Here is a 25,172-nt window from a genome sequence, read left to right as displayed (position 1 = left end):
CGGCCCCCATCGTCGCGTCGGTGGTGACGGGCTAGCGGTTTGGCATGCCGTTGGGCGGGTTGCACCCAAGGTTCGAGGTGTCGCAGCGGATCCAGTTTCCGGCCGCCATGCCCGAGGTCAGGTGGTACCAGATGCCGGTGGGGTTGTTCGAGGTCTTGTACCAGACCTGGTAACGGTCGGTCGTCGCTGCTGCCCCGGCGTCCAGCCACTTGCCCTCGCCGTTGCATTGTGACGGGTTGCCGGCAACGTAGCTGTCGGTTCCCTTGCGGGGCTCGGTGCAGCTGCGGACCGGGGTTGCCGTGATGTTCCACGAGGTGGGTACGGGAGGCGGCGGTTCCGCGCCACTGCGGGACGTATCGCTGCCAATACGTCCCGGCTGGCCGGCACTGATGGCACGAACCCGGAGAGTGTGCGTCTCGCTGTACCCCACGGTCTTGGAAAAACGCCTCTCCTGGGTATCCTGCCAGGCACCTCCGTCCAGGCTGTACTGGTATCCGGTCACCGCACGGCCGTTGCCGTCCGGCTGGTTCCACGTCCAGGACACCGTCCTGTCCCCTACGCCGCTGCTGTTGCTGCCAGTAACGGTCGGCGCGAAAGCGAGGCCGTAGGGATTGACGGAGTTCGACGCAGGGCTTGCATCGCCGGCGGTGGAGCTGCGGGATGACACGGCCCACACCACCACGGCGGTCTGGGTGCCATTGGCTGCCGCCACGATCCCGCCGCCTGCAGGGATATTGCCGCTGCCCCCGCCGGACGTCAGGCTGTATTTATACGTAATCTCGTCGGAGGTCGAACCGTTGCGCTGGGCAGCCGTCAATACCGGGAACCGTACATCGATCTTTCCGCCGTTCCCCCCGGTGTCAACCAGTGTGGCACCAGGCGTGCCCACCATGCCCGGTTTGCCCACTGCCCGGATGGCCGCCGACGGGGCGCTCGTCCCGCTGGTACCCGCCTTGTTCGTGGCGGACACCGTAAAGGTGTAGTTCGTTTCCGAGTTGTCCACGGTCACGTTCTGCGAAGTACCTGCAACCTGCTGGCTGGCCACCACCGCGCCGCCGCGAAGGGTGGTCAGGGTGTAGGCCGAGATGGCGTCGCCGTTGTTGTTCGGCGCCGTCCAGCTCACCTTCAGCTGGCTCTGCGAACCCACGGATCCCGCCTGCGCAGCAGATGGTGCAGCAGGGGTGGCCGGGACTCCGGCAGGCACCTCGGCTGCCGAGTAGGGGCTCCATTCGGACGGTTCCTTGGCATCATTGCGCGCCAGGACCCGGACTTTGTAGGAGACGCCGTTCTGCAGTCCCTTCCAGACATAGCTGACTGCTGTCAGGTTCTGGATCTGGGCGTTCTGCCCGGCGGGAGGCGGTGAGATCTCCAGGTCGTAGGACTTCACCGGCGAGCCCTTGCTTGCAGGGGCGGACCAGGTGATGGACAGCTCCTTGTCACCGAACTTCATCGACGGCGCCAGCGGGGTGTCTGGCTTCACGTCGGGGCGCACCTCGGCAGAGGCAGGCGACCGGTCCGACTCGCCGAACTCGTTGGTGGCCGAGACCTGGAAGTGGTACTTGGTGTTGTTGACCAGTCCATTGAGCGTGCAGGTGTTGGCGGGGCAGTCCTGCTGGAATCCGCCCTCGCCGTACACGGTGTACTTGGTGATGGGTGAGCCGCGGTCCGCGGGCGCCGTCCAGTTCAGGAGCGCCGTCTGGTCCCCCACGCTCTGCGCCTGCGGGGTGGTGGGCGCCTGGGGCTTGTCCTTGACGGTGAGGCGGACGCGGGCTGTTGCCTGGCGCGAGGGATCCTCCGTCTTGTCCGCCACGGTGTAGGACACCACCATGGTGCCGGTGAAGCCCGGCGCAGGCGTGACGGTGATGGAATCGCCGTTCACGTCCACGTTGCCGCTGCCGGTTTCCGCGGCGGCCGCAATAATCTTCAGCGCGGTCTCCGGGAACGGGTTGGCGTCGTTGTCCAGCACATTGACCGTCACGGGCTTGCCCGCGGCAACGTTGTCCTGCACGTCGTCGTTGGCCACCGGCTTCGGCCGGTTGGAGGCGGTCACCTTCAGCTGGTAGGTGGCAGTGGCCTCGAGCCCGCGGGGATCCTTCGCCTTGACCTGGACGGCCGAGGTGGTTCCTGAGCCGCTTGAGTCGGCCGCGGAGACCTTGAGGGTCCTGCCGTCGATGCTGGCGTTGAATCCGGCAGGCGCTCCGCCCACCAGTTCGTACTTCATCTTTTCGACGTCGTCCGCGTCCGGGTCCGAGGTCAGCTTGCCCAGGTCTGTGCTGGCGGAGTCGCCCTTGGGCACGTCGACGTTGGCACCCAACAGTTCCGGCGGATTGTTCTTGTTGGGGTCGGGCAGGACCTTGGTGCGGATGCTGAGGGTGGACTTGAGGCCTTCCGGATCGTCCGGACCGGTCCCGTCCGTGACCTCGAAAGTGAGCGAGCCGGGACCCACGTAGTCGGTGCCCGCTGTGTACTTCAGGCCTGTGCCGTCGCCGATGACGGGGTCGCCGCCGTCGGCGCCGATGAGCTTGATCCGGTCGGTCTGGGTAAGCCGCGGCGAGCGGCCTTCACGTACCTTGACCCACTCGTCGAGGTCAACGTCCACGGACTGGCCGGCGACGACCTCGAGGACCTCGTCCTTGGCCAGGGTAGGCACCTGCTGGCCGAGGCCCGGCACCCAGATCACCGCCGTCGACTGCTGGCCGTCAACATCCTCCACGTTGTACGGGATGAGCTGCGGCTGCTCCGTCAGGTCCACGATCATGGTGCCGTCTGCCCCGGGCCGGGCGGTGGTGGCCTCGGTGCTGACCTTGAGGTTCTCCCCGACGCCGTCGGGGTCCTCGTCGTTTTTCAGGACGGGGACGTCCACAGCGGTCTTCCCCATGGTCTGGGCGGAGGTCACCCTGTCGTCGCGGGCGACTGGTGCCTTGAGGGGCACCTCGTTGTCCACCACAACGCGGATGGTGGCCTGCGCGGTGGCGTCCCGGTCATCAGCGATGGTGTAGCGGACGTTGACGGTCCCGGCTTCCTCCGGTGCCAGCAGGATGATCCGGCCGCTGGTTTTGCTCACCGTGGCCTGCAGCGCGGGGTCGGCTTCGATGCCGTCGCTGAGGATGCGGATGAGGTCGCCGTCGGGGTCGGTGTCGTTGCCGGTGGCGTCCACGGCGATCTGGCGGCCCGGGCGGACCCGGACCTCGTCATCCACGGGAGTGGGTTTCTGGTTGACCTCCCCGCGCGGCGCGATGCCCACGGTGACGGTGCCGGTGTTGACGGCGCCCTGCCGGTCCACCACTTTGTAGCGGAAGGTGTCGGTTCCGGCGCCGTCACCGGCAGCTGTGAAGTCGATGAAGTTACTGCCGACCGCAGCGGTTCCCATCGCCGGCGTGCTGTCGATGCCGGTCAGCTGGACCGAATCGCCGTCCGGATCGATGCCGTCCAGCGGGACGGGAATGCGCACCGTGCCGGCGGCCACCACCCGGGCGGTCAGGTTGCGCGGCTGCGGGCGCGAGTTTTCGGCCCCTTCCAGCGGAAGGATGTGGATGGTGACCGCGGCGGCGCTCTTCTGGCCCTGCGGGTCCACGGCGTTATAGATGGCGCGGACCGTCTTGGGCTGCGGGCCGGCAATGAAGCGGAGGGTGTTCTCGGAGACGAAGCTCTTTCCGTCCACTGGATCCACGCCCTGCGGCAGGACAGGGTCCACCGTGAGTTCCTGGCCCTGCGGGTGGGTGTCGTTCTCGAGGACGGGGATGGTGACGACGTCGTTGACGCGGACGTTGACCTCGTCCGGTTTGGGCTGGGGTGCTTCCACGACGGCGGGCGCCGGGACGGGGACCACGGAGACGCTGCCCGTGGCGGACTTCTTCCCGTTGGACATGGTGTATTCGAAGAGGATCGGGTCCTTGGTCCCCAGGATGTCGGTGATGCGCAGGACACCGTGGTTGATCACGCTGACGGACGCAGTCGAGTTTTCGGGCAGTTTCACGGACTGCAGCACAAGGACGCCTCCGGAGGGGTCGGAGTCATTGGCCAGCGGGTCCAGCAGCACGCTGCCGCCGGTGGGCATGAGCGCCACGTCGTGGACGGCGACGGGGTCACCGGCCTCGTCTCCGGATTCCACGTCAACGCGGATGAGCCCCTGGCTGCTTTGCGGGCCGTTGCTGGCGATGTACGTCAGGTAGACCGGGCCGGGGGTGGTGCTGCGGAACGTGAAGGTTCCGCCGTCGGTCACGGGACCCAGTTCGGCGGGGCCGTTGGCCTCCACCTGTGCCAGCCGGAGGGCTCCGCCGTTGGGGTCCACGTCGTTCTTCAGCGGTGAGATGACCAGGTCCTGGCCCACCACGGCAGTGACGTGGTCGGCGTTGACCACGGGTGCGAGGGCTCCCGGCGGCTGGACGTTGACCACGACTTTCCCGGTGACGGTGTCCCGGCCGTCCCAGATGGTGACTTCCACGGCTTTCTTGCCGGCTGTCGCGCCGGAGTCCTGGAAGGTGAGCAGGCCGTCACGGCGGACTTTCACCTGGTCCTGGTCGTTGTCCGCCTTGGCGTCGAGGAGCACCAGGTCGTCGCCGTCGGGATCGATCCAGTCCGTGAGGATGTTCTGGCTGACTGTCTTGCCCTGTTCCACCAGCATGGTGGTGGTGTTGTCCCCGCGCTTGAACTGCGGAGGTTTGTTCTCGTCGGGCCCAACCACGCTGAGCGTGACCTGCCCGCCGGCGGAGAGGCCGCGGCCGTCGGAGGCGCTGTAGCTGAATGTCTCGGTGCCGGGTTTCGCGTCGGCGGGAACGGAGATCTGGAAGGCGGTGCCGCCGTAGATGTTCTGGAGGCTTCCGGCCTGGGGTCCGGAGTCCCCCACCGCTGCGGTGAGCACGTCGCCGTCGGGGTCCGAATCGTTGTCCAGGACGCTGAGGATGGTGGTGCGGCCGGGGCGCACGCCGACGGCGTCGGGCTTGGTTTCCGGCGGACGGTTGGGTTTGGTGCGGTCCGGAAGGACGTTGATGGTGTTGTTGTCCGCGGACTCCTGGTCCTGCTCGTCGGACTCATTCTTGGGCGGGACGACGTCGTCCCAGTTGTTGACCAGCTGCATGTTCTGGTTGACCAGCCACACGTTGCCCGAGTTCACGTCGTTCAGGACCACCAGGTCACGGTTCACCCGAAAAACATACGACGGCGAGGCGCTCGCCTTGGGCACGTCAACGTTCTTGTCATCGCCATCGTTCACGCAGTCCCGAACATACTTGTTCGCCCCCGACCACGCCGCATGCACACACCCGCCCAGCTGGACAGGGGCAGCCGGCACACCCTCGCCGTCGAACGTCACCGTCTTCGCCGTGGACCCGTCCAGCGGCTGCTTCAACAGCGCCTTGGGCGTCGAAACCGCCACGAAATCACTGCCCGGCCCGCCCTGCTGCAACTTCGCATCCCGCGCGTTCTCCACCTGGAGACGCTTCCCGCCGGGCAGGAACAGCCTTCCCGCCGCCGCATCAAGAAGCACGGGCTTATCGCCCACCACCGTGATCTGGAGGTCCCCTGCACCTTTAAGCTCCGCCCAGGTCTCGGACTCCGAGGACGTTACTTCCCCGTTGGCGTCAACACCGGTGACCGTCACCGCACCGGACTTGGGATCCGCCGAATAGATCCGGTCGTCCTCCCCCACCGCCGAGACAATGCCCTCTGAGCCCACCATGACGGGCTCGGAGGCTTCCTCGTCAAAACCGTTGACCGTGGACGGAGACACCGCCCACACCTTGCCTGACGCTGCGTCGGTCACCGAGATCACCTCAGATCCGAAACTCACATCCGCGGACCCCGGCAGCTGCTTGTCCCCGCCCAGCCGCATGTTCGCCGGCGACACCTGGTTCAACGTTGACCCGGTCTCGTCATCAACGAACACATCCCCCGCGTCCTGCAGGATGTCGAACGTCGTGGACGCCGGCGTTACCGCCCCGTCAAGGACCCGGGAAGGATAATTCAACCGGCCCACTGCGTTCTTGGACTTGGACACCACCCACACGCCGCCGTCGTTCAATTCCACCTCGGTGGTTTTGAACCCCGGATACAGAATTGCCCCCGTCACCACAACAGCAGCGGCTGCACTGAAAGCAGTGCCCGTCACCATTTTTTTGTGGCGCCGATTCAGTCCAAGTTTCCCCAGCAGACTTGTCACAGCTTGATATCCCCTGAAATTACTGCTGCCGCAGGCAGCTGTCCGGCCGGGACTCGCCCGGACCTTGATGTTGTGCTGCTCCTGGCAGGAAGCAGCCGAGACCCGACATGAATGACACCCGGCCACGCTTGGCGCCGAGTGCCGGCAAAGGTAACTTGCCCGGTGGCAAGCATACCCACGGCCACATGTGGCCGCGATGGGGAGCCCTGCCCACGGGAGGTTGCCGTCCTTCGCCGCCGCACCGACTATACCGTGATTGACCAACAACTGGAGAAACTATTTTAGGGCTGGTCCCTCCACCTGAAGAATCAGGCGTCCTAGTCCAGCACAAGCCCCTTGCCAAGACCCCGCTCCAGGCGCACCGGCCGGATCTCGCCGAAACCCCGGACGTTTTCGGGCGGCTGGGGCTCCAGCACGAACCGTTCGTCGTGCTCCAGGGCCGAGGCCGTCATCGAGTCCACCAACACCGTCCCGGGGTCGGCCAGGGTGGTAAGCCGCGCCGCCAGGTTCACCGTGGGCCCGTAGATGTCACCAAGCCGGGACAGGATCCTTCCCCACACCATGGCCACCCGCGCTTCGGGAAGGATTTCATCCTCCGTGAAGGCCTGCGCCAGGGCAAGGGAGATCTCAGCGCCGGCAGCGGGGGTTTCCGCGATGTACAGGACCTCGTCCCCCACTGTTTTCACCAGCCTGCCGCCGCCGACGGAGATGATCTCCGCGCACTTGTTCTCGAAGCGCTGGACCAGGCGGGCGAGGGTTTTTTCATTCATGCGCCGGGACAGGCTGGTGTAGGAGACCAGGTCCGCGAAACCCACGGCGCGTGCCAGCGGCAGCGGCGCGTCGTCCTCATCGCCTTCCCGGCCTTCCTCACTGGCCTGGAGCCCCGCCTCCGCCCGGACGGCGAGCCGCTGCACGCCGGCATTGAGCTGGCGCCGCCAGGAGTACACCAGTATTTCTTCGAGGGCGTCCACCAGCGCGGGCAGTTCGTTGACCAGCCGCTTGCGCGCCACGGCATCCGTGACCCCCTGTTCGTGGACCATGTCCTCCACAAGGGCTTCGATCTGCCATACCACCATCCGGTCCGTCATCTGCCCGATGGAACGGGTGACAGAGATGGCGGCCTCCTCCGTCAGCTTGCCGGAGCGCACCAGGTCCACCACGGTGGAAAGTGCGGCCTGGTCCCGCTCGGTGAAGGCAACGTCCTCGTCGCCGAAGTTGGGAAAGCCCAGGGCGCGCCACAGCTTGCGGGCGGACAGCAGGGACAGCCCTGCGCCGGCTGCGACTTCACGACGGCGGAGCTTGCGTTCGCCCCCAAGGAGCCGGGCTTCCAGCGCCTTCATGGCGAGCCGTTCGGCTGACATGGTGCCCGTCGCGGGATGGGCGTCCATCGCGGACGGGGGCGTGATCGAGTCCACGCGTTCCTGCTGGTCCTCATCGTTCATCCCGTCCACCTTCTCTCAGTTCCCATGGCAATGCTCCGGCAGGGTAATCGAGCGCCCCGCCGGACTGGCCTTCGCGTTCGTCGGGCAGTTCCTCGAGGGCGTCAAGGATGAAATCCCGGAACCTGGCAACCTCCGGCACATCCCGGAAAGTCACGACGCCCTGATACCCGGTTTCCAAGGATATATTCCCGGAGCGCAACAGGCGCTGAAGTACCGACTCGTGGACGGTCAGGTGGCGCACCGATGCCAGGTTCACCTGCTGGTCCTGCCGCCGCACCAGGCCGGACCTGGAGATGAGCCTCCGGCTGGTGAGCGTATACCGGGTGCCCTGCCATCGCAGCAGCCGGGGCAGGCAGTAACCCAGCCAGACGCCGGCCGCCGCCAGGATGCATCCTGCCACCAGCGCCGGCGTCCATCGTGCCTCCAGGCCGGGGATGACCCTCAACGCTTCCCCGCGGACCACCCACGCCGAAGCAAAGGCGGCAAGTGCCGGTGAGAGTATGAAGGCTGCGGCTGCCCCCGCCAGCTTCCTCGGCTGCGGGCGGGTGGTGACAATCACCTGCTCGCCCGGGACGAGGTCTTTACGCATATCCGCCCTGGCCGGAAGCATCCGGGGAGGTCCACGGACGCAGGTGCACCACGTCGCCGGCAGTCACAACGTGCTCACGGGAATCCCGGTCAACCACCAGCAGTGAGCCGTACTCGTCGAGCCGGGATGCGTGGCCGATGATTTCGTGGTCGCCGGGGAGCTGCGCCCGCACCTGCTTGCCCAGCGTCGTCATGACGGCCTCCACGCGCTTGTGCAGCGACGGGCCGCCGGCCAGGCCCGCCGCGGGATCGCCGTCGGCATTGCAGAAGCTGCGGTAAAGAACGGCAAAGTGCGACAGATAGCTCTTCAGCAACTCGGTCCGGTCCGCTGTCCGCGGCGCCTCCAGGACCACGGACGTGGCGGTGGGCACGGGGAGCTCCTCCTCCCGGAGGGTGACGTTCAAGCCGGTTCCAAGGATGACGGGCGGCACCGAGCCGTCCACCATGGGACCCAGCTGGGCCAGGATTCCGGCAATCTTTTTTCCGCGCACCAGGACGTCGTTGGGCCACTTCAGCTCCGCGGGGAGGCCGGCCGTCTCCAGCAGGGTTTCGCGCAGCGCCAGGGCTCCGATGAGGGACAGCCAGGAATAGCTTTGGGTGGGGAGCGGCCTGCCTTCCGCGTTCGCGGGCCTCAGGACCACCGAAACGGACACGGAACTCAGGGGCGGCGCCTCCCAGTGCCTGTCCAGGCGTCCCCGGGCCGCCGTCTGGTATTCGGCCGTCAGCACCGACATGTCCGGCCACGCCGAGGGCTCCACGGTCACCGACCGGAGCAGGTCCGCGTTGGTGGACCCGGTGGAGTCCACCACCTCGAGCCGTGCGATGCCGGTGGCGGACAGGAAGTCCTGGTCCGCGAGGTCGCTCCGGTTCAGCGGCGTACCGGGGGCATGTGCGTCATCCATACCTAAACTCTACCGACCCGGCCCGGCCCCGGCTGCCCGCAGCCGGGGCACCTGCGGGACCGGCGGAGGGCCGGCTACAGGAAAATATCCGGCACCAGGCGGTCTTCCGGAGCCCCCAGGCTGTACGGCCGGAAATCAGTGACTCCAGCAGCTGTGAGCACTGCCTCGTCCGTGTAGAAATTCCCGCTGGGCCGGCTGCCGCTTTCCACGTTGCTGCCGGTGAGCACGGCGTGGGCCGCGTCCGCCATGATCTCCGGGCCGCGCGCTGCCTGGGCAATGCTCTCCCCGTGGGGCATGTTCCTGATGGCCGCCGTATCAATCAGGGTGCACGGCCACAGCGAATTCACCCGGATACCGTCCGCCTTCAGTTCCTCGGCGAGTCCAAGGGTTGTCAGGCTCATGCCGTACTTGGCCATGGTGTAGGCAAGGTGTTTTCCTGCCCAGTGGGGATCGAGGTTCAGGGGAGGCGAGAGCGTGAGGATGTGGGCACTGTCCGATGACCGCAGCGCAGGCAGCGCCAGCTTGGACAGCAGGAACGTCCCGCGGACATTGATGTCCTGCATGAGGTCGTACTTTTTCATGTCCACGTCGTCGGTGCGGGAGAGGTCGATGGCGGACGCATTGTTGATCACGGCATCGATCCCGCCAAAGTTCTCCACCGCAGAGGAGACGGCGCGGGCCACGTCGTCATCGTTCCGGACATCCCCCACCAGGGGCAGCGCCTGTCCGCCGGCGTCTTCGATCTCCCGGGCGGCGGAATAGACGGTCCCGGCAAGCTTGGGATGCGGCTCCCCGGTCTTGGCCATCAGGACGATATTGGCGCCGTCCCGGGCCGCACGGAGGGCAATCGCCAGGCCGATGCCGCGGCTTCCGCCGGAGATCACGAGGGTCCGTCCGTGGAGGGAGGCGGCGGCCCGGTAGGGGCCTGCGGGGGCGTGCAAAGCATCATTGCTCGAAGTCATGGCACCACTCTAACCCAGCTAAGTTACTGACGAGTAACATGACATTGCTGGTGATCGCGGCGCAGAAAATTGTAGGTTCCCTACAGCTGCGGCGGCCGGAAGCGTCACTAGACTTGCCAGCAGGGTTCGTCTTTTGTGTGGAAGCTACTTAAAACCCTGCACAACTGCCGGCCAGCAAACTCAGCACCACAGAATCAATCTGCTACAGAGCCGGAGACACTTGATGAGCCACGATCTGACAACGACAGCGGGAAAGATCGCCGATTTCCGCGACCGCCAGGCGCGTGCCGAACAGCCCTCCGGCCCCGAAGCCATCGAAAAGCAGCACGCCCGCGGCAAGAACACCGCCCGGGAGCGCATCGGCCTCCTGCTGGATGAGGACTCGTTCGTGGAGTTCGATGCCCTGGCAGTGCACCGATCCACAGCGTTCGGCATGGAGAAGAAGAAGCCGCTGGGCGACGGCCTGGTTTCCGGCTACGGCACCGTGGACGGCCGCCTGGTGGCCGTCTACAGCCAGGATTTTTCCGTCTACGGCGGCTCGCTCAGCCAGGTCAATGGCGAAAAGATTGTCAAGGTGCAGGAGTTTGCGCTGCGCAACGGCTGCCCCGTCGTCGGCATCCTTGACGGCGGCGGAGCCCGTATCCAGGAAGGCGTGGCCTCCCTGGCGATGTTCGCGGACATCTTCCGTAACAACGTCCACGCCTCCGGCGTCGTCCCGCAGATCTCCCTGATCATGGGCCCCTCGGCCGGCGGGGCCGCCTACTCCCCTGCCCTCACCGACTACGTGGTGATGGTGGACAAGACCTCCCACATGTTCATTACCGGCCCGGACGTCATCAAGACGGTGACCGGCGAGGACGTTGACATGGAAACCCTCGGCGGCGCCCGGCAGCACAACGCCACCACGGGAACGTCCACCTACCTTGCCTCCGACGAAGGGGACGCCATCGAGTTCGTCCGCGAACTGCTGGACTTCCTGCCGTCCAACAACCTGTCCGAGGCACCCGTCCTGGAGCACACCCAGGAACTGGAACTCGACGACGACGACCTCGCCCTGGATGCGCTCATCCCCGACTCCGCCAACCAGCCTTATGACATGCGCACGGTGGTTGAGCAGATCGTGGACGACGGCCACTTCCTGGAAATGCAGGCCCTGTACGCGCCAAACGTCATGATCGGGTACGGCCGGGTGGAAGGCCATACGGTGGGCATCGTTGCCAACCAGCCCCTGCAGTTCGCCGGCACCCTGGACATCGCGGCGTCGGAAAAGGCCGCCCGGTTCGTCCGGCACTGCGACGCGTTCAACATTCCCATCATTACCCTGGTGGACGTGCCCGGCTTCCTTCCCGGCAAGGACCAGGAATTCCAGGGCATCATCCGCCGCGGAGCCAAACTCCTGTACGCCTACGCCGAGGCCACCGTGCCCAAGCTCACCGTGATCACCCGCAAGGCCTACGGCGGCGCCTACATCGTGATGGGCTCCAAAAAACTCGGCGCAGACCTGAACCTGGCCTGGCCCACCGCCCAGATCGGCGTCATGGGCGCCCAGGGCGCCGTCAACATCCTGTACCGCCGCGACCTCGCCGCGGTGGCGGAGGCCGGCGGCGACGTCGAGGCACGGCGCGCCGAAGTGATCCGGCAGTACGAGGAGGAGCTCCTCAACCCCTACCAGGCGGCGGAACTCGGGTACGTTGACGCCGTCATCGCCCCCTCCGAAACCCGGCTGCAGATCATCAGGGGCCTGCGCGCCCTGCGCGACAAGCGCGCCAGCCTCCCCACCAAGAAGCATGGGAACATTCCGCTGTGACCCCCACCGAGCCTGCTGGCGACAACAACGCACCCGCCACGCCCCTCCTCTCAGTAGTGAAAGGGCAGCCGACAGCCGAGGAGCTGGCGGCGCTGACCGCCGTCGTGCTTTCCTTGGGCGGCGTCCAGAACACCGGGACGGACAAGCCGCCGGTCCGGCACTGGGTCCGCCGCCAGCAGCTGAGGCTGGACCCCACCCCGGGTCCCGGCGCGTGGAAGCGGAGCCGCGGCTAGCGGGGCCTGCCGCACGCTCCGGCGGCGTGGGCCTGTCCGGAAGAGCCGCAGCGCCGTTAGTCTCTGAGGGTGACTACAGACACCTCTCCTGCCGCCCGCCCGCATACCCGCATCGACGCCGTCGCAGATGACTACACCGACACCCTCATCAGGCTCAACCCGTCCTTCGCCACTACCCTCGGCGTCCCCGGGCACGAAACCGAATACCAGGACTTCTCCCCCGCCGGCATTGCCGAATTTGCAGAGGCCGCGCGCAAGGCACTGACCGACCTCGAAGGCCTCGAGCCGGAGGACGATGTTGACGCCGTGACGCTCGACGCCATGCAGGAGCGGCTGGGCCTGCAGCTGCTGATCCACGCCTCGGGCTGGGATTACGCCGACCTGAACAACATCGCCTCCCCGGCCCAGGACATCCGCGCGATCTTCGACCTCATGCCGACGGAGACCGTGGAGGACTGGCAGCACATTGCCGGCCGCGCGTCCAACGTTCCCGCAGCCATCGCCGGCTACACCGAATCCCTGCGCCAGGCGAAGGACGCCGGCCGGGTCGCCGCGGTGCGCCAGGTCAGGATCGTCATTGAGCAGGTCACAAAGTACGCCGCCGGGGACGGCTTCTTTGCGAAGCTCGCGGCAGGGGCAGCCACGGCCGCCGGGCCGCTGCCCGCCGCCGTCCAGGAAGAGCTCGACGCCGGCGCTGCCGCCGCCCGGGCAGCGTACGCCGGGCTGGCGGAGTTCCTCCGCGCGGAGCTGCTGCCCGCCGCGCCCGAGAAGGACGCCGTGGGCAGGGCGCGCTACGCCCTCGCCTCCCGCTCGTTCCTTGGCGCGACGGTTGACCTGGAAGAGACCTACGCCTGGGGCGTCGAGGAACTGGACAGGCTCATCGCACGGCAGGAACAAGTGGCGGACACCATCAAGGCCGGCGCCACCATCGCCGAGGCCAAGGAGATCCTGGACAACGACCCCGCGCGCCAGCTGAAAGGAAAGGAGGCGCTGAGGGAATGGATGCAGGAGCTTTCGGACAAAGCCGTGGCCGAACTCGCCGGCGTCCACTTCGACATCCCGGACGTCATGAAGAAGCTGGAATGCCTGATCGCGCCCACCGACGAAGGGGGCATCTACTACACCGGCCCCTCGGATGACTTCAGCCGCCCCGGCCGCATGTGGTGGTCCGTCCCCGCCGGCGAGGACACCTTCACCACCTGGGCCGAAACCACCACCGTCTACCACGAAGGCGTGCCGGGCCACCACCTCCAGGTGGCCACCGCGACCTACCGCCGCGAACTGCTGAACAAATGGCGGCGCAACGTCTGCTGGACCTCCGGCCACGGCGAAGGCTGGGCGCTGTACGCGGAAAACCTCATGCAGGAACTGGGCTACCTCAACGATCCCGGCGACCACATGGGCATGCTGGACATGCAACGGATGCGGGCCGCCCGCGTGGTGTTCGATATCGGCGTCCACCTTGAGCTGGAAGTCCCCGGGCGCTGGGGCTCCGGCACCTGGACCCCGGACAAAGGCTATGAGTTCCTGAAGGAGAACCTGCCCATCAGCGAAGGACAGCTCAACTTCGAGTTCACGCGCTACCTGGGCTGGCCGGGCCAGGCACCGTCCTACAAAGTGGGCCAGCGGCTCTGGGAACAGATCCGCGCGGAACTCGAGGCACGCCCCGGGTTCGACCTCAAGGAGTTCCACACAAGGGCACTCAACATCGGCTCAGTCGGGCTCGACACGCTCAGGCGGGCACTGCTCTGAGTTCCACTGAATGGGCCCACGCCGGCAGGGTTCCCTGGCCGAGCTTGCGAGGCTAGGGAGCCGGTGGGGAGCAAGCTGCCGGAAGGCACCCACGTCGGGCCTTTTGCCCCTGCAACAGAGAGACATTAACCACAGCAGGGCCGGGAATACTTAACATAGGGGGCTGAAACCCTTGTCCTCACAAGGATTTTTGGCTTCGGTGGAAACTTGGGGGACGTAATATTTCTCAATGTTCGTTCGCCGTGGTATGCGAATGGCCCTTAGCGTATTCGGGTGAGCACTCAGACAAGCACTCCTCCCCCCGCAGGAAAGACCGGCTTCCAGCTGCCCCAATGGGCTGGCTCGTTCGGCTTCCAGATCATCGCCGCCCTCATCGTCGGGCTCGGCCTCGGCCTGCTGGCCAAGTACACCGGCAGCACCAAGGCCAGCCCCAACGCCCTTGGCGCCACGCTGCAGACCATCGGCTCAAGCTACGTGTCGCTGCTGCAGACCGCCGTCGTACCCCTGATCTTCACCGCAGTGGTCAGCTCCATCTCGAACCTGCGCCAGGTCTCCAACGCCGCCAAGCTCGCCTGGAACACCCTGCTGTGGTTCGCCATCACGTCCCTGATCGCCGTGCTGATCGGCATCGGCCTGGGTGTCCTGCTGCAGCCCGGTGCCAACACCGGCATCTCAGAGGAAGCCAAGTACTCCGGCAAGTCCGGTGACTGGTGGGCCTTCCTGGTGGGCCTCTTCCCCAAGAACTTCCTGGGACTCGGCGCCAGCTCCACCGTTGCCGAATCCGGCGCGGTCACCACCTCCGTCAGTTTCAACGTGCTCCAGATCCTCGTGATCGCCATCGCCGTCGGTGTTGCCGCACTCAAGGTAGGCAAGGCTGCCGAGCCCTTCCTGAACCTGAACGCTTCGGCGCTGGCCGTCATCCAGAAGGTGCTGTGGTGGATCATCCGGATCGCCCCGCTGGGCACTGTGGGCCTCATCGGCAACGCCGTTGCCGTCTACGGCTGGGACACCATCGGTTCCCTGGGTAAGTTCACCTTCGCCATCTACGTTGGCCTGGCCCTGGTCATCTTCGCGGTGTACCCCATCCTGGTCCGCGCCCATGGCCTCTCGGTCAAGCAGTACTTCTCGGGCGTGTGGCCCGCCGTCCAGCTGGCCTTCGTCTCCCGCTCCTCCGTGGGCACCCTGCCGCTGACCCAGCGAGTCACCGAGCGCAGCCTGGGCGTCCCCCGCGCCTACGCCTCCTTCGCCGTGCCGCTGGGAGCCACCACCAAGATGGACGGCTGCGCCGCAATCTACCCCGCGATCTCAGCCATCTTCGTGGCCCAGTTCTTCGGAATCCAGCTGGACTTCACCCAGTACCTGCTGATCGCCCTGGTTTCCGTGCTTGGTTCCGCCGCCACGGCCGGCACCACCGGCGCCGTGGTGATGCTTACGCTGACGCTGTCCACGCTGGGACTGCCGCTGGCCGGCGTCGGACTGCTCCTGGCCATTGATCCGATCCTGGACATGGGCCGCACCGCGGTCAACGTGGCCGGCCAGGCCCTGGTTCCCACCATCGTGGCCAAGCGCCAGGGCATCCTGGACGAGCACCTGTACAACGCGCCCCGCAACGGCACACCGTTTGTCGACGACAGCTTCGACGCTGACGCCGCTCCCCAGGACGGCACCACCACGGACACCGCTCCGCGCCACCTTGAGGATGCGAAGGCCTAAAGGCCCCTGCTCACCCACCACAAAGAAGTCCCCGGGAACCCAACGGTTCCCGGGGACTTCTTTCTGTGTGAAGCGCCATCTCTGTGCAAGGCGCTGCCCGGCAGGAGGCCAGGCGTGCGGTCAGTGCCCGCCGCCGCCGATCACGCCGTTCTCCACCGCCTTGGTGACGGCGTCCGCCTCGGCCTGCGTCAGCTTCCCGTCCGCGACCGCCTGGTCCAGCCGGGTCTTGAGACCCGCCGCCTTTTCTGCCTGCCGCTCGCTGCGGAGCTCCCCCAGCGCCGCGGTGACCTTGGATTCCTCGATGCCAAGCGATTCAGCCAGCGACTTCGCAAGGGCGGCCTCGCGGGTGGCTGCATCAGGCTTCTCCCCCTCCGCCGGAGGACCGGCAGGCTTGTTGGCATCGCGGAAGGCCTGCAGGGCCTCCGTCACCTTTGCTTCCTCAACGCCCAGCTTCTCCGCCAGCGCGGACGCCTGGGCAATTCCCCGCTCACCGCCCCGGCCGCCGTGCTTGCCCATGCCGCCGGGCATGGTGCTGGTGCTGCCGTCGGCCGATGCGCTCGCGCTCGGGGTGGGAGTGGGTGTCGTGGTAGCGGAGGCCATGCCGGCAACGCCGATGCCGGCACCAAGGGCCAGCGCCGCGGCTGACAGGCCGAGGGTCATTTTCTTTGTGCGTGACATTTCTTGTCTCCTGGTACTGCCGTCCGGGACGGCTGCTGATCGTCAGTCCTTTTCGGGACATTTCCAGCATCGGCAAGCAACTCATGGGAGAGCTGTCGGGAACCTTTCATTCTGCTGTGAAAATAAGTTGCCCAGAGTGCAAACTTGCACATAGTGTAAAAGGGTGTCGATGACCCCTGCCCCGCCGGACGCCCCCGGACAACCAGGCGACCAGCCTTCCGCGCCGCCTTCCCGGCGGGAGCTGAACAAAGCCGCCACCCGCCAGGCCATCACGGACGCGGCGCTGACCCTCCTGCGCAGCAGCGGGCCCGGGAACTTCACCGTGGAGGACATTGCAGACGCGGCCGGAATTTCACGCCGGACCTTCTTCAACTACTTCGGCAGCACGGACGCCGCCCTGGCTTCCGTCACCCATGGCTTCCTGGACAACGCCATCCAGCAGTTCAGGCTCCGGCCCGCCGACGAACCCGTCCTCCAGTCCGCCCAAGAGGCACTCATGGCGCTTGCGGACCCGATGACGGTGGCCCCGCTGGCAGAACTGTTCACACTGACCCAGCAGAGCAGCCTGATGTCCCATTCCGAGCTGGAAGCCTGGGACCACTGCCGGGAACAGATCACCGCCGTGGCCCGCGAACGTGCGTCCGCCACTCCCGGCGCAGCGGACGAGCTCTACCTCCGCGCCCTCGCGGGGTCGGTGATTTCCTGCGGCAAGGCCGCCATGGAGGTCTGGTTTTCCCGCCGCGGCGCCGACCTCTCACCGGCATCCCTCGCGGAGCTCAGGCAGCTCCTGATCGATGCCATGGCCCTGCTCGGTTCCGGTTTCACCATCGGCGGCACGCCCGCCCCCTCATCCTCAGCCTCCCGTTCCTCCTGATCAGATCGGTCACCTCATATGGCACTGTTCCTTTACCGCCTGGGCAAGTTCTCCTACCGCCGGCGCTGGCTGGTCATTTCCCTCTGGCTTGCCGCACTGCTGGCCGTGGGCGGTGCCGCCGCAGCGTTCCACGGAACACTGTCCAACAACTTCCAGATTCCCGGCACCGAAACGCAGCGGATCGCGGACAAGCTGAAGGAAGAGCTTCCCTCGGCATCCGGAGGCACGGCCACCATCGTTTTTGAGGCGCCCGACGGCGGCTTTACCGCCGAGAGCCGGACCGCCGTCACGGATGCGCTCAGGAAGCTTGAGACCGTGCCGGACGTCCGCGGCACCGTGGATCCCTTCGCCACGCAGGCCCAGGTGGACCAGGCAGGGCAGGCCATCACCGACGGCGAGCAGCAGCTTGCCGCGGGCCAGGCCCAGCTGGACGCCTCCCAAGCCCAGCTCGAAGCCGGCCAGGCGCAGCTGGCCGCAGCAGAGCAGCAGCTTTCCGCAGCCGGCGCACCTGCCACACTCATCGAGGCCCAGCTCGGCCAGCCAAAGGCGGCACTGGCCGAGGGCCAGGCCAGGCTCGAGGCAGGCGCCCGGGAGCTGGAAACCAGCAAGGCAAAGCTCGAACTCGGCAAGCGCCAGGCAGAAGCGTCCTCGGCCATTCGGTTCGTGTCCGAAGACGGCCGCGCCGCCGTGGCCCAGGTCCAGTTCAACACCTCCATCAACGGCCTGGGCCCCGAGGTCCGCCAGCAGGTCCAGGACATCGCCCACGAGACGTCCGGCGCCGGCGTCACCGCCTACGCCAGCAAGGAAATCACCGAGGACATTTCCGAACTTTTCGGCGCCGCTGAGATCATCGGCATTGCGGTGGCAGCCCTGGTCCTGATCCTGATGCTGGGTACGCTGGTCGCCGCCGGACTGCCGCTGCTGATGGCCGTGGTGGGCGTCGGCGTGGGGGTCGGCATCACGTTCGCCCTGTCCGGCCTCTTCGACATGAGCTCCATCTCTCCCATGCTGGCCCTCATGCTGGGCCTGGCCGTGGGCATCGATTACTCCCTCTTCATCGTCAACCGCCACCGGACGCAGCTGCTTGCCGGGATGGATCCGGAGGAGTCCGTGGCGCGGGCCACCGGCACCTCCGGCAACGCCGTGGTTTTCGCCGGCCTGACCGTGATCATCGCCCTCGCCGCGCTGGTGGTGCCGGGCCTGCCGTTCCTCACCGTCATGGGCCTGGCCGCGGCCGGCACCGTTGCCGTGGCCGTCCTGGTGGCCATCACCCTGACGCCCGCCATGCTGTCCCTGATCGGCCGGCGCATTATCTCCCGGCGGGACTGGGCCAAAGCCGATGCCCACAACGCGGAGCCCGGCCACGAAGCAGCCGATGAGGCCAGGGACCGCGAGCGCAGCACCCGCGGCTGGGGCGGCCTGGTCACCCGCCACCCCATCCTGGCCCTCCTGGCCGGCGTGCTCCTCCTGGGCACCCTCGCGCTGCCGGCCACCCAGCTGCAGCTCGCACTGCCCGACGGCGGCTCCGAACCCGTGGACTCCGAGGCCTATCAGGCGTACGACCTCACGGCCCGCAGTTTCGGCGAGGGCGTCACCGGCCCCATCGTCGCCGTGGGCGAGTTCCCGGCCGGCCTTGATGAAGCCCAGGCACAGACCCTGCAGTACGACGTCGCGGACAAGCTCCGCGCCGTGGACAATGTGGTGGCAGCCGTGCCGGTTGCCCTCAGCGAGGACCGCCGGACCGCCGTCTTCCAGGTCATCCCCGAGGAAGGCCCGGCCAGCGCCAGCACCGTCAACGTGGTGTCCGAGCTCCGCGGCCTCAATGACGACATCCAGTCCGAGCACGGCGTGGCGACGGGTCTGACAGGCCAGACGGCCGGGAACATCGACGTCTCCACCAAGCTGGGTGACGCCCTGCCGCCCTACCTGGCGATCGTCGTCGGACTTTCCCTGATCCTGCTGCTGCTGGTGTTCCGTTCCATCGTGGTGCCGCTGCTGGCCACGGGCGGTTTCCTCCTCTCGCTCGCCGCTGCCTTCGGCGCCGTGGTGGCTGTCTACCAGTGGGGCTGGCTCGGCGGGGTGTTCGACGTCGCCAACCCCGGCGCCGTGCTGAGCTTCCTGCCCATCATCCTGATCGGTGTGCTGTTTGGCCTGGCCATGGACTACCAGGTGTTCATCGCCTCGGGCATGCGGGAGGCCTACATGCACGGTTCCACCGCCAAGGAGGCCGTCCGGGTGGGCTTCCGCCACGCGGCCGCTGTGGTGACCGCCGCCGCGATCATCATGGTCAGCGTGTTCGCGGGCTTCATCTTCAGCCACCTCACCATGGTCCGGCCGCTGGGCTTCGCCATGGCGTTCGGTGTACTCCTGGACGCCTTCGTGGTGCGCATGACCATCGTCCCTGCCGTGATGTACCTGCTGGGTGAAAAGTCCTGGTGGCTGCCCCGGTGGCTGGACCGGATCCTGCCTGACGTGGACGTGGAAGGCGCCAAGCTCACCCGGTCCGATTCTGCACCGGTTCCCGGGGAACTGGTCCACCAGGCCGGGCCGGTCAATTAGGCTGGATTTGTGGTCCGCCTGATTCTTGCATCCCAGTCCCCCGCCCGCACCAAGCTCCTGGCCGAGGCCGGCATCCGGCACTCCATCCTGGTGTCCGACGTGGACGAGGACGCCGTCCAGGCCAGCTACGGCGTCACCGATCCGCACGACACCGCCCTGCTGCTTGCCAGGGCCAAGGCCGAGGCGGTGGCGGCGCTGCCGGAAGCTGAGGGCGCGCTGGTGCTGGGCTGCGACTCTGTGTTCGAGTTCGACGGCGAGGCGCACGGCAAGCCGTACACCGCCGAGATCGCCCGCGAGCGCATGCTGCGGATGAGTGGCAACACCGGGGTGCTGCATACGGGCCATTGGCTGGTGGACTGCCGGGACACACATCCCGACGGCGAAGGTACCGGCACCGGCACCGGCGCCACCCTCGGGACGGTGGCCTCGGCCGAGGTCAGCTTCCTGGAGATGGACCCGGCAGAAATCGACGCCTACATCGCCACGGGCGAGCCGCTGCACTGTGCCGGCTCCTTCACCATCGACGGCCTGGGCGGGGCGTTCATCCGGAAGGTCGACGGCGACCCGCACACCGTCGTCGGACTTTCCGTCTCCACCCTCCGCAGCCTCCTTGCCGCCGCGAACGTGCGCATCACTGACCTCTGGCGTGGCTGACGGCACCTGCAGCGCCCGCAACAAAAGCACCGCAATTGGCAGGGTCTTGTAGCTTCCCTACAAAGCTTGGCCCGTTTACACGCGGATTCCGCAAGTAATATCGGCGGAACCCTCAAAACCGCGCTAGGCTCCCTGAAGGAAAGAAGGAGACGCCTTGTCAGCAAATTTGGAGCAGTCCGCAGGAACCACGCAGTCGACCCTCACAAAGGTGCTGATCGCCAACCGCGGTGAGATCGCCGTCCGCATCATCCGGGCCGCCCGCGACGAAGGCATCGCCTCAGTGGCTGTCTACGCGGACCCGGACCGCGACGCCCTGCACGTCCGCCTCGCTGACGAAGCCTACGCCCTGGGCGGCAACACCGCCGCCGAGTCCTACCTGGTCATGGACAAAATCATCGACGCCGCCCGCCAGTCCGGCGCCGACGCCATCCACCCCGGCTACGGCTTCCTTGCCGAAAATGCCGAGTTTGCCGCCAAGGTGATCGCCGCCGGCATCACCTGGATCGGCCCCTCCCCCGAAGCCATTTCCGCCCTGGGCGACAAGGTCCAGGCCCGCCACATCGCGGAAAAGGTCGGCGCCCCTCAGGTCCCCGGCACCGCTGACCCGGTGGAATCCGCCGAGGAGATCCTCGAGTTCGTGGACCGGCACGGACTGCCGGTGGCCATCAAGGCTGCGTTTGGCGGTGGCGGACGCGGCATCAAGGTTGCCCGCACCCGCGAGGAAATCCCCGAACTGTTTGAATCCGCCGTGCGCGAGGCCACCGCCGCGTTCGGCCGCGGCGAGTGCTTCATCGAGCGCTTCCTGGACGCTCCCCGGCACGTCGAGACCCAGTGCCTGGCGGACGCCCACGGCAACGTCGTGGTGGTCTCCACCCGCGACTGCTCGCTCCAGCGCCGCAACCAGAAGCTCGTCGAAGAAGCCCCGGCACCCTTCCTCACCGAGGAGCAGAACCGCCGGCTCTACGAGTCTTCCAAGGCAATCCTCAAGGAGGCAGGCTACCTGGGTGCCGGCACCTGCGAATTCCTGGTGGGACAGGACGGCACCATCTCCTTCCTGGAAGTGAACACCCGCCTCCAGGTGGAGCACTGCGTGTCCGAGGAAGTCACCGGCATCGACCTGGTGCGCGAGCAGTTCCGGCTGGCCCGCGGCGAAGAGCTCGGCTACGGCGACCCGGAGGTGCGCGGGCACTCCTTCGAGTTCCGCATCACCGGCGAGGACCCGGGCCGCAACTTCATGCCGGCGCCGGGCACCGTGCGCGTGCTGAAGAACCCCACCGGCCCCGGAGTCCGCATCGACTCCGGCATCGAGCAGGGTGATGAGATCAGCGGCAACTTCGACTCCATGCTCTCCAAGCTGATCGTCACCGGAGCCAACCGCCCCCAGGCCCTGCAGCGTGCCCGCCGCGCGCTTGAGGAAATGGTGGTGGAGGGCATCCCCACGGTTATCCCGTTCGACCTCGCGGTGGTGTCCGATCCCGCATTCGCCCCGGCCGAGGGCCCGTTCACGGTCCACACCCGGTGGATCGAAACAGAATTCGTCAACAACCTTCCTGCCTGGACCCCCGACGGGCCCGCCGACGCGGACGGCGCAGCCGACGACCGCCAGCGCGTGGTGGTGGAAGTGGGCGGCAAGCGCCTGGAAGTGGTCCTGCCCGCATCCCTGGGTGCCCTCGGAACCGGCGGGTCGGCAGCAGCGAAGCCGGCAAAGTCGAAGAAGCGCTCCCGCTCCGGCGGTCCTGCAGCGGCCACCGGCAATGCCCTGACCTCCCCCATGCAGGGAACCATCGTCAAGGTGGCTGTTGCCAACGGCGACGTCGTCTCCGAAGGAGACCTGGTGGTGGTCCTCGAGGCGATGAAGATGGAGCAGCCCCTGACGGCGCACCGCTCCGGAATCGTCATCGGGCTGGAGGCGTCCTCCGGTGAGACAGTGTCTGCCGGCGCCATCATCGCCATGATCGAAGACCAGTAAGCGCCGGAGGCACCCATGCTCGCACCCAGTTTCCAGGAAGAAGTGGGCCGGTACCACCTGGCCGTCCCCGAGATTACCCGGGGCAATCCCGAGCCCGTCAAGGAGCTCTATTCCCGGCTGGACGACGTCACGCTGGCCAACCCCTTTGGCGGGATCGCCCGCGGCTGGGCGCAGGTGGAGGCAAGGCTGGACCAGGCTGCCCGGCAGTTCCAGGACGGCCGGATGCTGGGGTTCGACACCGTCACGTCCTACACCGCACGGGACACCGCCTACCTGGTGGAGACCGAACACTTCCAGGCCCGCCTGGACGGTGCGGCTGTTGCCGAGGAGTTCGCCCTCCGGGTGACCAGCATCTTCCGGCGCGAGGAAGGCTACTGGAAGCTCGTGCACCGGCATGCCGACCCTGCCGCGCGCCCGCAGTCGCGCCGCTCCCTCACCCAGCCTCCGGCCTAGCTGACAGCTCCGGCCCAAACCGGCACACTTAGCAGATGCTGCCTTTCCTGCTCCTGGCCTCCCGGGCCGAGGACGCCGCCGCCGACGACGAATACGACGCCTACCTGCGCTATGGCGGCCTGGAAGAGCGGGAACTGCGCCGCGTCAGGCTCGAGGCTGCACCGCTGCCGGACCTGGACCTCGCGGACTACTCGGGGGTCATTGTTGGCGGAAGCCCCTTCACCTCCAGCGATCCGCCGGAAGGGAAATCAGCCGTCCAGCACCGGGTGGAACGTGAGCTGTCCGGGCTGCTGGACAGGCTGGTGGCCCGGGATTTCCCGTTCCTGGGCGCCTGCTACGGCGTGGGCACGCTCGGCACGCACCAGGGCGCCGTCATCGACAGGACCTATGGTGAACCGCTGGGCGGAGTGGAGATAGAACTCACGGACGCGGGACTCGAGGACCCTGTCCTGAAGGGTATGCCGCGCTCCTTTACCGCCTTCACCGGCCACAAGGAGGCCTGCACCGCCCTGCCGGCGCACGCCGTGCTGCTTGCGCGCTCCGCGGCCTGCCCGGTGCACATGTTCCGCATCCGGACGAATCTCTACGCCACGCAGTTCCACCCCGAACTGGACGTAGACGGGCTCATCACCCGCATCGACATCTACCGCAACGCCGGCTACTTCCCGCCCGAATCGGCTGAGGACCTGATGGAGAACGCCCGGCAGTTCACCGTCACCGAACCCATGAAGGTGCTCCGGAACTTCGTGGACCGCTACGCCCGGTGACACCGCGCACGGCCCCGAAGCGCCGCCGTCGTGCGTTCCCGCCCACTTCCTCCGGCCCCGGACACAAAAGTGCCCGGCGCACTCCCCTGTTGACGGGGAACGCACCGGGCACCGCAGCCACGAACCGGGCTGGAACGTACGGTCCGTATCCCTAGGCCACGTTGTTCTCGTAGTCCAGGTCGCGGGTTTCCTTGCTCACGAACAGGGCAATGAGCGTCAGCACGGCCATGGAGGTCAGGTAGACGCCCACCAGCACGGGACTGCCGTCCGCGAGTTCCCACAGCGCGACGGCGATGAACGGGGCCACCGCTGCGCCCAGGATGCTGGAGAAGTTGTAGCTCACTGCAGACCCCGTGTACCGGACGTTGGTGGGGAACAGTTCGGGCAGCAGGGCGCCCATCGGCCCAAACGTCAGACCCATCAGGGAGAAACCGATCACCAGCAGCGCCATGGTGCCAACAAATCCGCCGCTGAACAGCGGGACGAACAGCAGGCCGAAAACGAAGATCCCGCCGGTGACGGCCAGGAGCATCTTGCGGCGGCCGTACTTCTCGGCCAGCGGCCCGGACACGAGGGTGAAGATACCGAAGAAGACGACGCCGGCAATCAGCATCCACAGGAAGTCGTTGCGGGTGTAGCCCAGTCCGGGGACAAACGCCGCGGCGGCCGCTTCCGACATCGGCTTTCCGGCCTTTTCAGCCGCGGCCCTGGCAGCGTCCAGCGTGGCGGGACGGGTGCCGTAGGTGAGGGTGAAGGTGGTCATCAGATAGAAGAGCACGTACGTGGCGAGCATGATGAACGTGCCCAGGATGAGCTGGCGCCAGCTGGTCTTGAACACCCGGCCCAGCGGCAGCTTGGCCACCTCGTTGGACTCGATCACCTTGGTGAAGGCAGGAGTTTCGATCAGCTTCAGGCGGACGTACAGTCCGATGATCACCATGACGGCGCTGAGCAGGAACGGCACGCGCCAGCCCCAGGCCTGGAAGTCAGCCGGCGAGAGCGCGTAGCTGAACACCAGGAAGATGACGTTGGCGATGATGAAGCCGATGGGCGCGCCCAGCTGCGGGAAGGTCCCGTAGATGGCGCGCTTGTTGGCCGGGGCATTCTCCGTGGCCAGCAGCGCGGCGCCGCTCCATTCACCACCCAGGGCCAGGCCCTGGGCGAAACGCATGACCACCAGCAGGGCCGGAGCCCAGAACTCCCAGCCCGGAACCAGTGCGGTGGGCAGGCAGCCGATCAGGAAGGTCGCAATACCCATGGTCAGGAGGGATGCCACCAGGGTGCCCTTGCGGCCGAATTTGTCGCCGAAGTGGCCAAAGACGATCGAGCCGAGGGGGCGGGCGATGAAGGCCACGCCGAACACGGCGAACGAGCTCAGGAGCTGGGTGGTTTCGTTCTGGTTGGGGAAGAACAGCTGCGGGAAAACCAGCACTGCGGCGGTGGCGTAGACGTAGAAGTCGTAAAACTCGACCGTGGTGCCGATCAGGCTGGCGACGATCACGCGTCCGCGTGAGTTCACCGGCTGGGACCCGGACACCGTGGAGGTATGGGTGGATGACATAGGTAAACGCTTTCGTGAGGACCGGCCGGACCCGGGGTAAAGGAACGGCTCGAAATAGTCAGAGTTCAATATTAGTTCCCTCCGTCCAGTCAATGGACGAA

Annotated in this window: 17 protein-coding genes; 10 read left to right on the top strand and 7 right to left on the bottom strand. The window is 66.9% G+C overall.

The window, feature by feature from the left end:
* Positions 1 to 31: 31 nt before the first annotated feature.
* The 5 genes from AC4BCK_RS06705 to AC4BCK_RS06685 all read right to left on the bottom strand — a co-directional run bounded on the left by AC4BCK_RS06705 (position 32) and on the right by AC4BCK_RS06685 (position 10,051).
* Positions 32 to 6,109, bottom strand: coding sequence for an Ig-like domain-containing protein (locus tag AC4BCK_RS06705; protein WP_490566769.1), 6,078 nt, complete (start codon positions 6,107 to 6,109; stop codon positions 32 to 34).
* Positions 6,110 to 6,474: 365 nt separating this feature from the next.
* Positions 6,475 to 7,599, bottom strand: a complete 1,125-nt coding sequence (locus AC4BCK_RS06700; protein ID WP_174179525.1) for an adenylate/guanylate cyclase domain-containing protein — start codon at positions 7,597 to 7,599, stop codon at positions 6,475 to 6,477.
* A complete protein-coding gene (locus AC4BCK_RS06695) occupies positions 7,589 to 8,188 on the bottom strand; it encodes a PH domain-containing protein (RefSeq protein ID WP_174179523.1) in 600 nt (199 codons plus the stop codon). Before AC4BCK_RS06695 ends, AC4BCK_RS06700 begins: the two co-directional genes overlap by 11 nt.
* A complete protein-coding gene (locus AC4BCK_RS06690; protein ID WP_366277347.1) occupies positions 8,181 to 9,089 on the bottom strand; it encodes a biotin--[acetyl-CoA-carboxylase] ligase in 909 nt (302 codons plus the stop codon). Before AC4BCK_RS06690 ends, AC4BCK_RS06695 begins: the two co-directional genes overlap by 8 nt.
* A 74-nt stretch (positions 9,090 to 9,163) precedes the next feature.
* Positions 9,164 to 10,051: an SDR family oxidoreductase gene (locus AC4BCK_RS06685; RefSeq protein ID WP_310109698.1), complete on the bottom strand. Its 888-nt coding sequence runs from the start codon at positions 10,049 to 10,051 to the stop codon at positions 9,164 to 9,166.
* A 223-nt stretch (positions 10,052 to 10,274) separates the two neighbouring features.
* On the opposite strand from AC4BCK_RS06685, the gene AC4BCK_RS06680 reads away from it, so the two are divergent.
* From AC4BCK_RS06680 to AC4BCK_RS06665, 4 genes are all read left to right on the top strand, one after another.
* Positions 10,275 to 11,858, top strand: a complete 1,584-nt coding sequence (locus tag AC4BCK_RS06680) for an acyl-CoA carboxylase subunit beta (RefSeq protein ID WP_066274540.1) — start codon at positions 10,275 to 10,277, stop codon at positions 11,856 to 11,858.
* Positions 11,855 to 12,091 carry an acyl-CoA carboxylase subunit epsilon gene (locus AC4BCK_RS06675; protein ID WP_251424847.1) on the top strand — a complete coding sequence of 79 codons (237 nt, stop codon included), beginning with the start codon at positions 11,855 to 11,857 and terminating at the stop codon, positions 12,089 to 12,091. The genes AC4BCK_RS06680 and AC4BCK_RS06675 overlap by 4 nt, the downstream gene beginning before the upstream one ends.
* Before the next feature lie 69 nt (positions 12,092 to 12,160).
* Positions 12,161 to 13,843: a DUF885 domain-containing protein gene (locus tag AC4BCK_RS06670; RefSeq protein ID WP_366277345.1), complete on the top strand. Its 1,683-nt coding sequence runs from the start codon at positions 12,161 to 12,163 to the stop codon at positions 13,841 to 13,843.
* A 273-nt stretch (positions 13,844 to 14,116) separates the two neighbouring features.
* Positions 14,117 to 15,556: a dicarboxylate/amino acid:cation symporter gene (locus AC4BCK_RS06665; protein WP_490566768.1), complete on the top strand. Its 1,440-nt coding sequence runs from the start codon at positions 14,117 to 14,119 to the stop codon at positions 15,554 to 15,556.
* Between the two features lie 120 nt (positions 15,557 to 15,676).
* On the opposite strand, the gene AC4BCK_RS06660 is transcribed toward AC4BCK_RS06665, so the two are convergent.
* The gene (locus AC4BCK_RS06660; protein ID WP_490566767.1) at positions 15,677 to 16,234 is read right to left on the bottom strand and encodes a hypothetical protein; all 558 of its coding nucleotides are present in this window, start codon (positions 16,232 to 16,234) and stop codon (positions 15,677 to 15,679) included.
* Positions 16,235 to 16,403: 169 nt separating this feature from the next.
* Here AC4BCK_RS06660 and AC4BCK_RS06655 point away from each other — a divergent pair, with 169 nt between their 5' ends.
* The 6 genes from AC4BCK_RS06655 to AC4BCK_RS06630 all read left to right on the top strand — a co-directional run bounded on the left by AC4BCK_RS06655 (position 16,404) and on the right by AC4BCK_RS06630 (position 23,510).
* Positions 16,404 to 17,108, top strand: coding sequence for a TetR/AcrR family transcriptional regulator (locus AC4BCK_RS06655; protein ID WP_363959333.1), 705 nt, complete (start codon positions 16,404 to 16,406; stop codon positions 17,106 to 17,108).
* An 18-nt stretch (positions 17,109 to 17,126) separates the two neighbouring features.
* Positions 17,127 to 19,667, top strand: a complete 2,541-nt coding sequence (locus tag AC4BCK_RS06650) for an MMPL family transporter (RefSeq protein ID WP_490566766.1) — start codon at positions 17,127 to 17,129, stop codon at positions 19,665 to 19,667.
* Positions 19,668 to 19,676: 9 nt separating this feature from the next.
* On the top strand, positions 19,677 to 20,321 hold the full coding sequence (locus AC4BCK_RS06645; RefSeq protein ID WP_490566765.1) for a Maf family protein: 645 nt from the start codon (positions 19,677 to 19,679) through the stop codon (positions 20,319 to 20,321).
* Between the two features lie 154 nt (positions 20,322 to 20,475).
* Positions 20,476 to 22,290 (top strand): acetyl/propionyl/methylcrotonyl-CoA carboxylase subunit alpha, encoded by a 1,815-nt coding sequence (locus AC4BCK_RS06640; protein WP_174179500.1) that lies wholly within the window; start codon positions 20,476 to 20,478, stop codon positions 22,288 to 22,290.
* Between the two features lie 15 nt (positions 22,291 to 22,305).
* Entirely contained in the window at positions 22,306 to 22,743 is a 438-nt protein-coding gene (locus AC4BCK_RS06635) for a YybH family protein (protein WP_174179498.1), read from the top strand.
* Positions 22,744 to 22,778: 35 nt separating this feature from the next.
* Positions 22,779 to 23,510 carry a glutamine amidotransferase gene (locus AC4BCK_RS06630; protein ID WP_174179496.1) on the top strand — a complete coding sequence of 244 codons (732 nt, stop codon included), beginning with the start codon at positions 22,779 to 22,781 and terminating at the stop codon, positions 23,508 to 23,510.
* Positions 23,511 to 23,661: 151 nt separating this feature from the next.
* Here AC4BCK_RS06630 and AC4BCK_RS06625 read toward each other — a convergent pair whose 3' ends face one another.
* A complete protein-coding gene (locus AC4BCK_RS06625) occupies positions 23,662 to 25,071 on the bottom strand; it encodes an MFS transporter (protein ID WP_174179494.1) in 1,410 nt (469 codons plus the stop codon).
* Positions 25,072 to 25,172 lie beyond the last annotated feature (101 nt).

It is taken from the genome of Pseudarthrobacter sp. As-47 (genome assembly GCF_058215595.1).
The sequence above is the reverse complement of the archived record's forward strand: the minus strand, read 5'-3'. Positions and strand labels throughout refer to the sequence as shown.

What these genes read in the sequence shown, in the direction of transcription:
- AC4BCK_RS06695 (WP_174179523.1), bottom strand. Translation starts at nt 8,188, where the DNA reads ATGCGTAAAGACCTCGTCCCGGGCGAGCAGGTGATTGTCACCACCCGC.
- AC4BCK_RS06680 (WP_066274540.1), top strand. Translation starts at nt 10,275, where the DNA reads ATGAGCCACGATCTGACAACGACAGCGGGAAAGATCGCCGATTTCCGC.
- AC4BCK_RS06655 (WP_363959333.1), top strand. Translation starts at nt 16,404, where the DNA reads ATGACCCCTGCCCCGCCGGACGCCCCCGGACAACCAGGCGACCAGCCT.
- AC4BCK_RS06685 (WP_310109698.1), bottom strand. Translation starts at nt 10,051, where the DNA reads ATGACTTCGAGCAATGATGCTTTGCACGCCCCCGCAGGCCCCTACCGG.
- AC4BCK_RS06630 (WP_174179496.1), top strand. Translation starts at nt 22,779, where the DNA reads ATGCTGCCTTTCCTGCTCCTGGCCTCCCGGGCCGAGGACGCCGCCGCC.
- AC4BCK_RS06635 (WP_174179498.1), top strand. Translation starts at nt 22,306, where the DNA reads ATGCTCGCACCCAGTTTCCAGGAAGAAGTGGGCCGGTACCACCTGGCC.
- AC4BCK_RS06705 (WP_490566769.1), bottom strand. Translation starts at nt 6,109, where the DNA reads ATGGTGACGGGCACTGCTTTCAGTGCAGCCGCTGCTGTTGTGGTGACG.
- AC4BCK_RS06690 (WP_366277347.1), bottom strand. Translation starts at nt 9,089, where the DNA reads ATGGATGACGCACATGCCCCCGGTACGCCGCTGAACCGGAGCGACCTC.
- AC4BCK_RS06650 (WP_490566766.1), top strand. Translation starts at nt 17,127, where the DNA reads ATGGCACTGTTCCTTTACCGCCTGGGCAAGTTCTCCTACCGCCGGCGC.
- AC4BCK_RS06700 (WP_174179525.1), bottom strand. Translation starts at nt 7,599, where the DNA reads ATGAACGATGAGGACCAGCAGGAACGCGTGGACTCGATCACGCCCCCG.
- AC4BCK_RS06660 (WP_490566767.1), bottom strand. Translation starts at nt 16,234, where the DNA reads ATGTCACGCACAAAGAAAATGACCCTCGGCCTGTCAGCCGCGGCGCTG.
- AC4BCK_RS06625 (WP_174179494.1), bottom strand. Translation starts at nt 25,071, where the DNA reads ATGTCATCCACCCATACCTCCACGGTGTCCGGGTCCCAGCCGGTGAAC.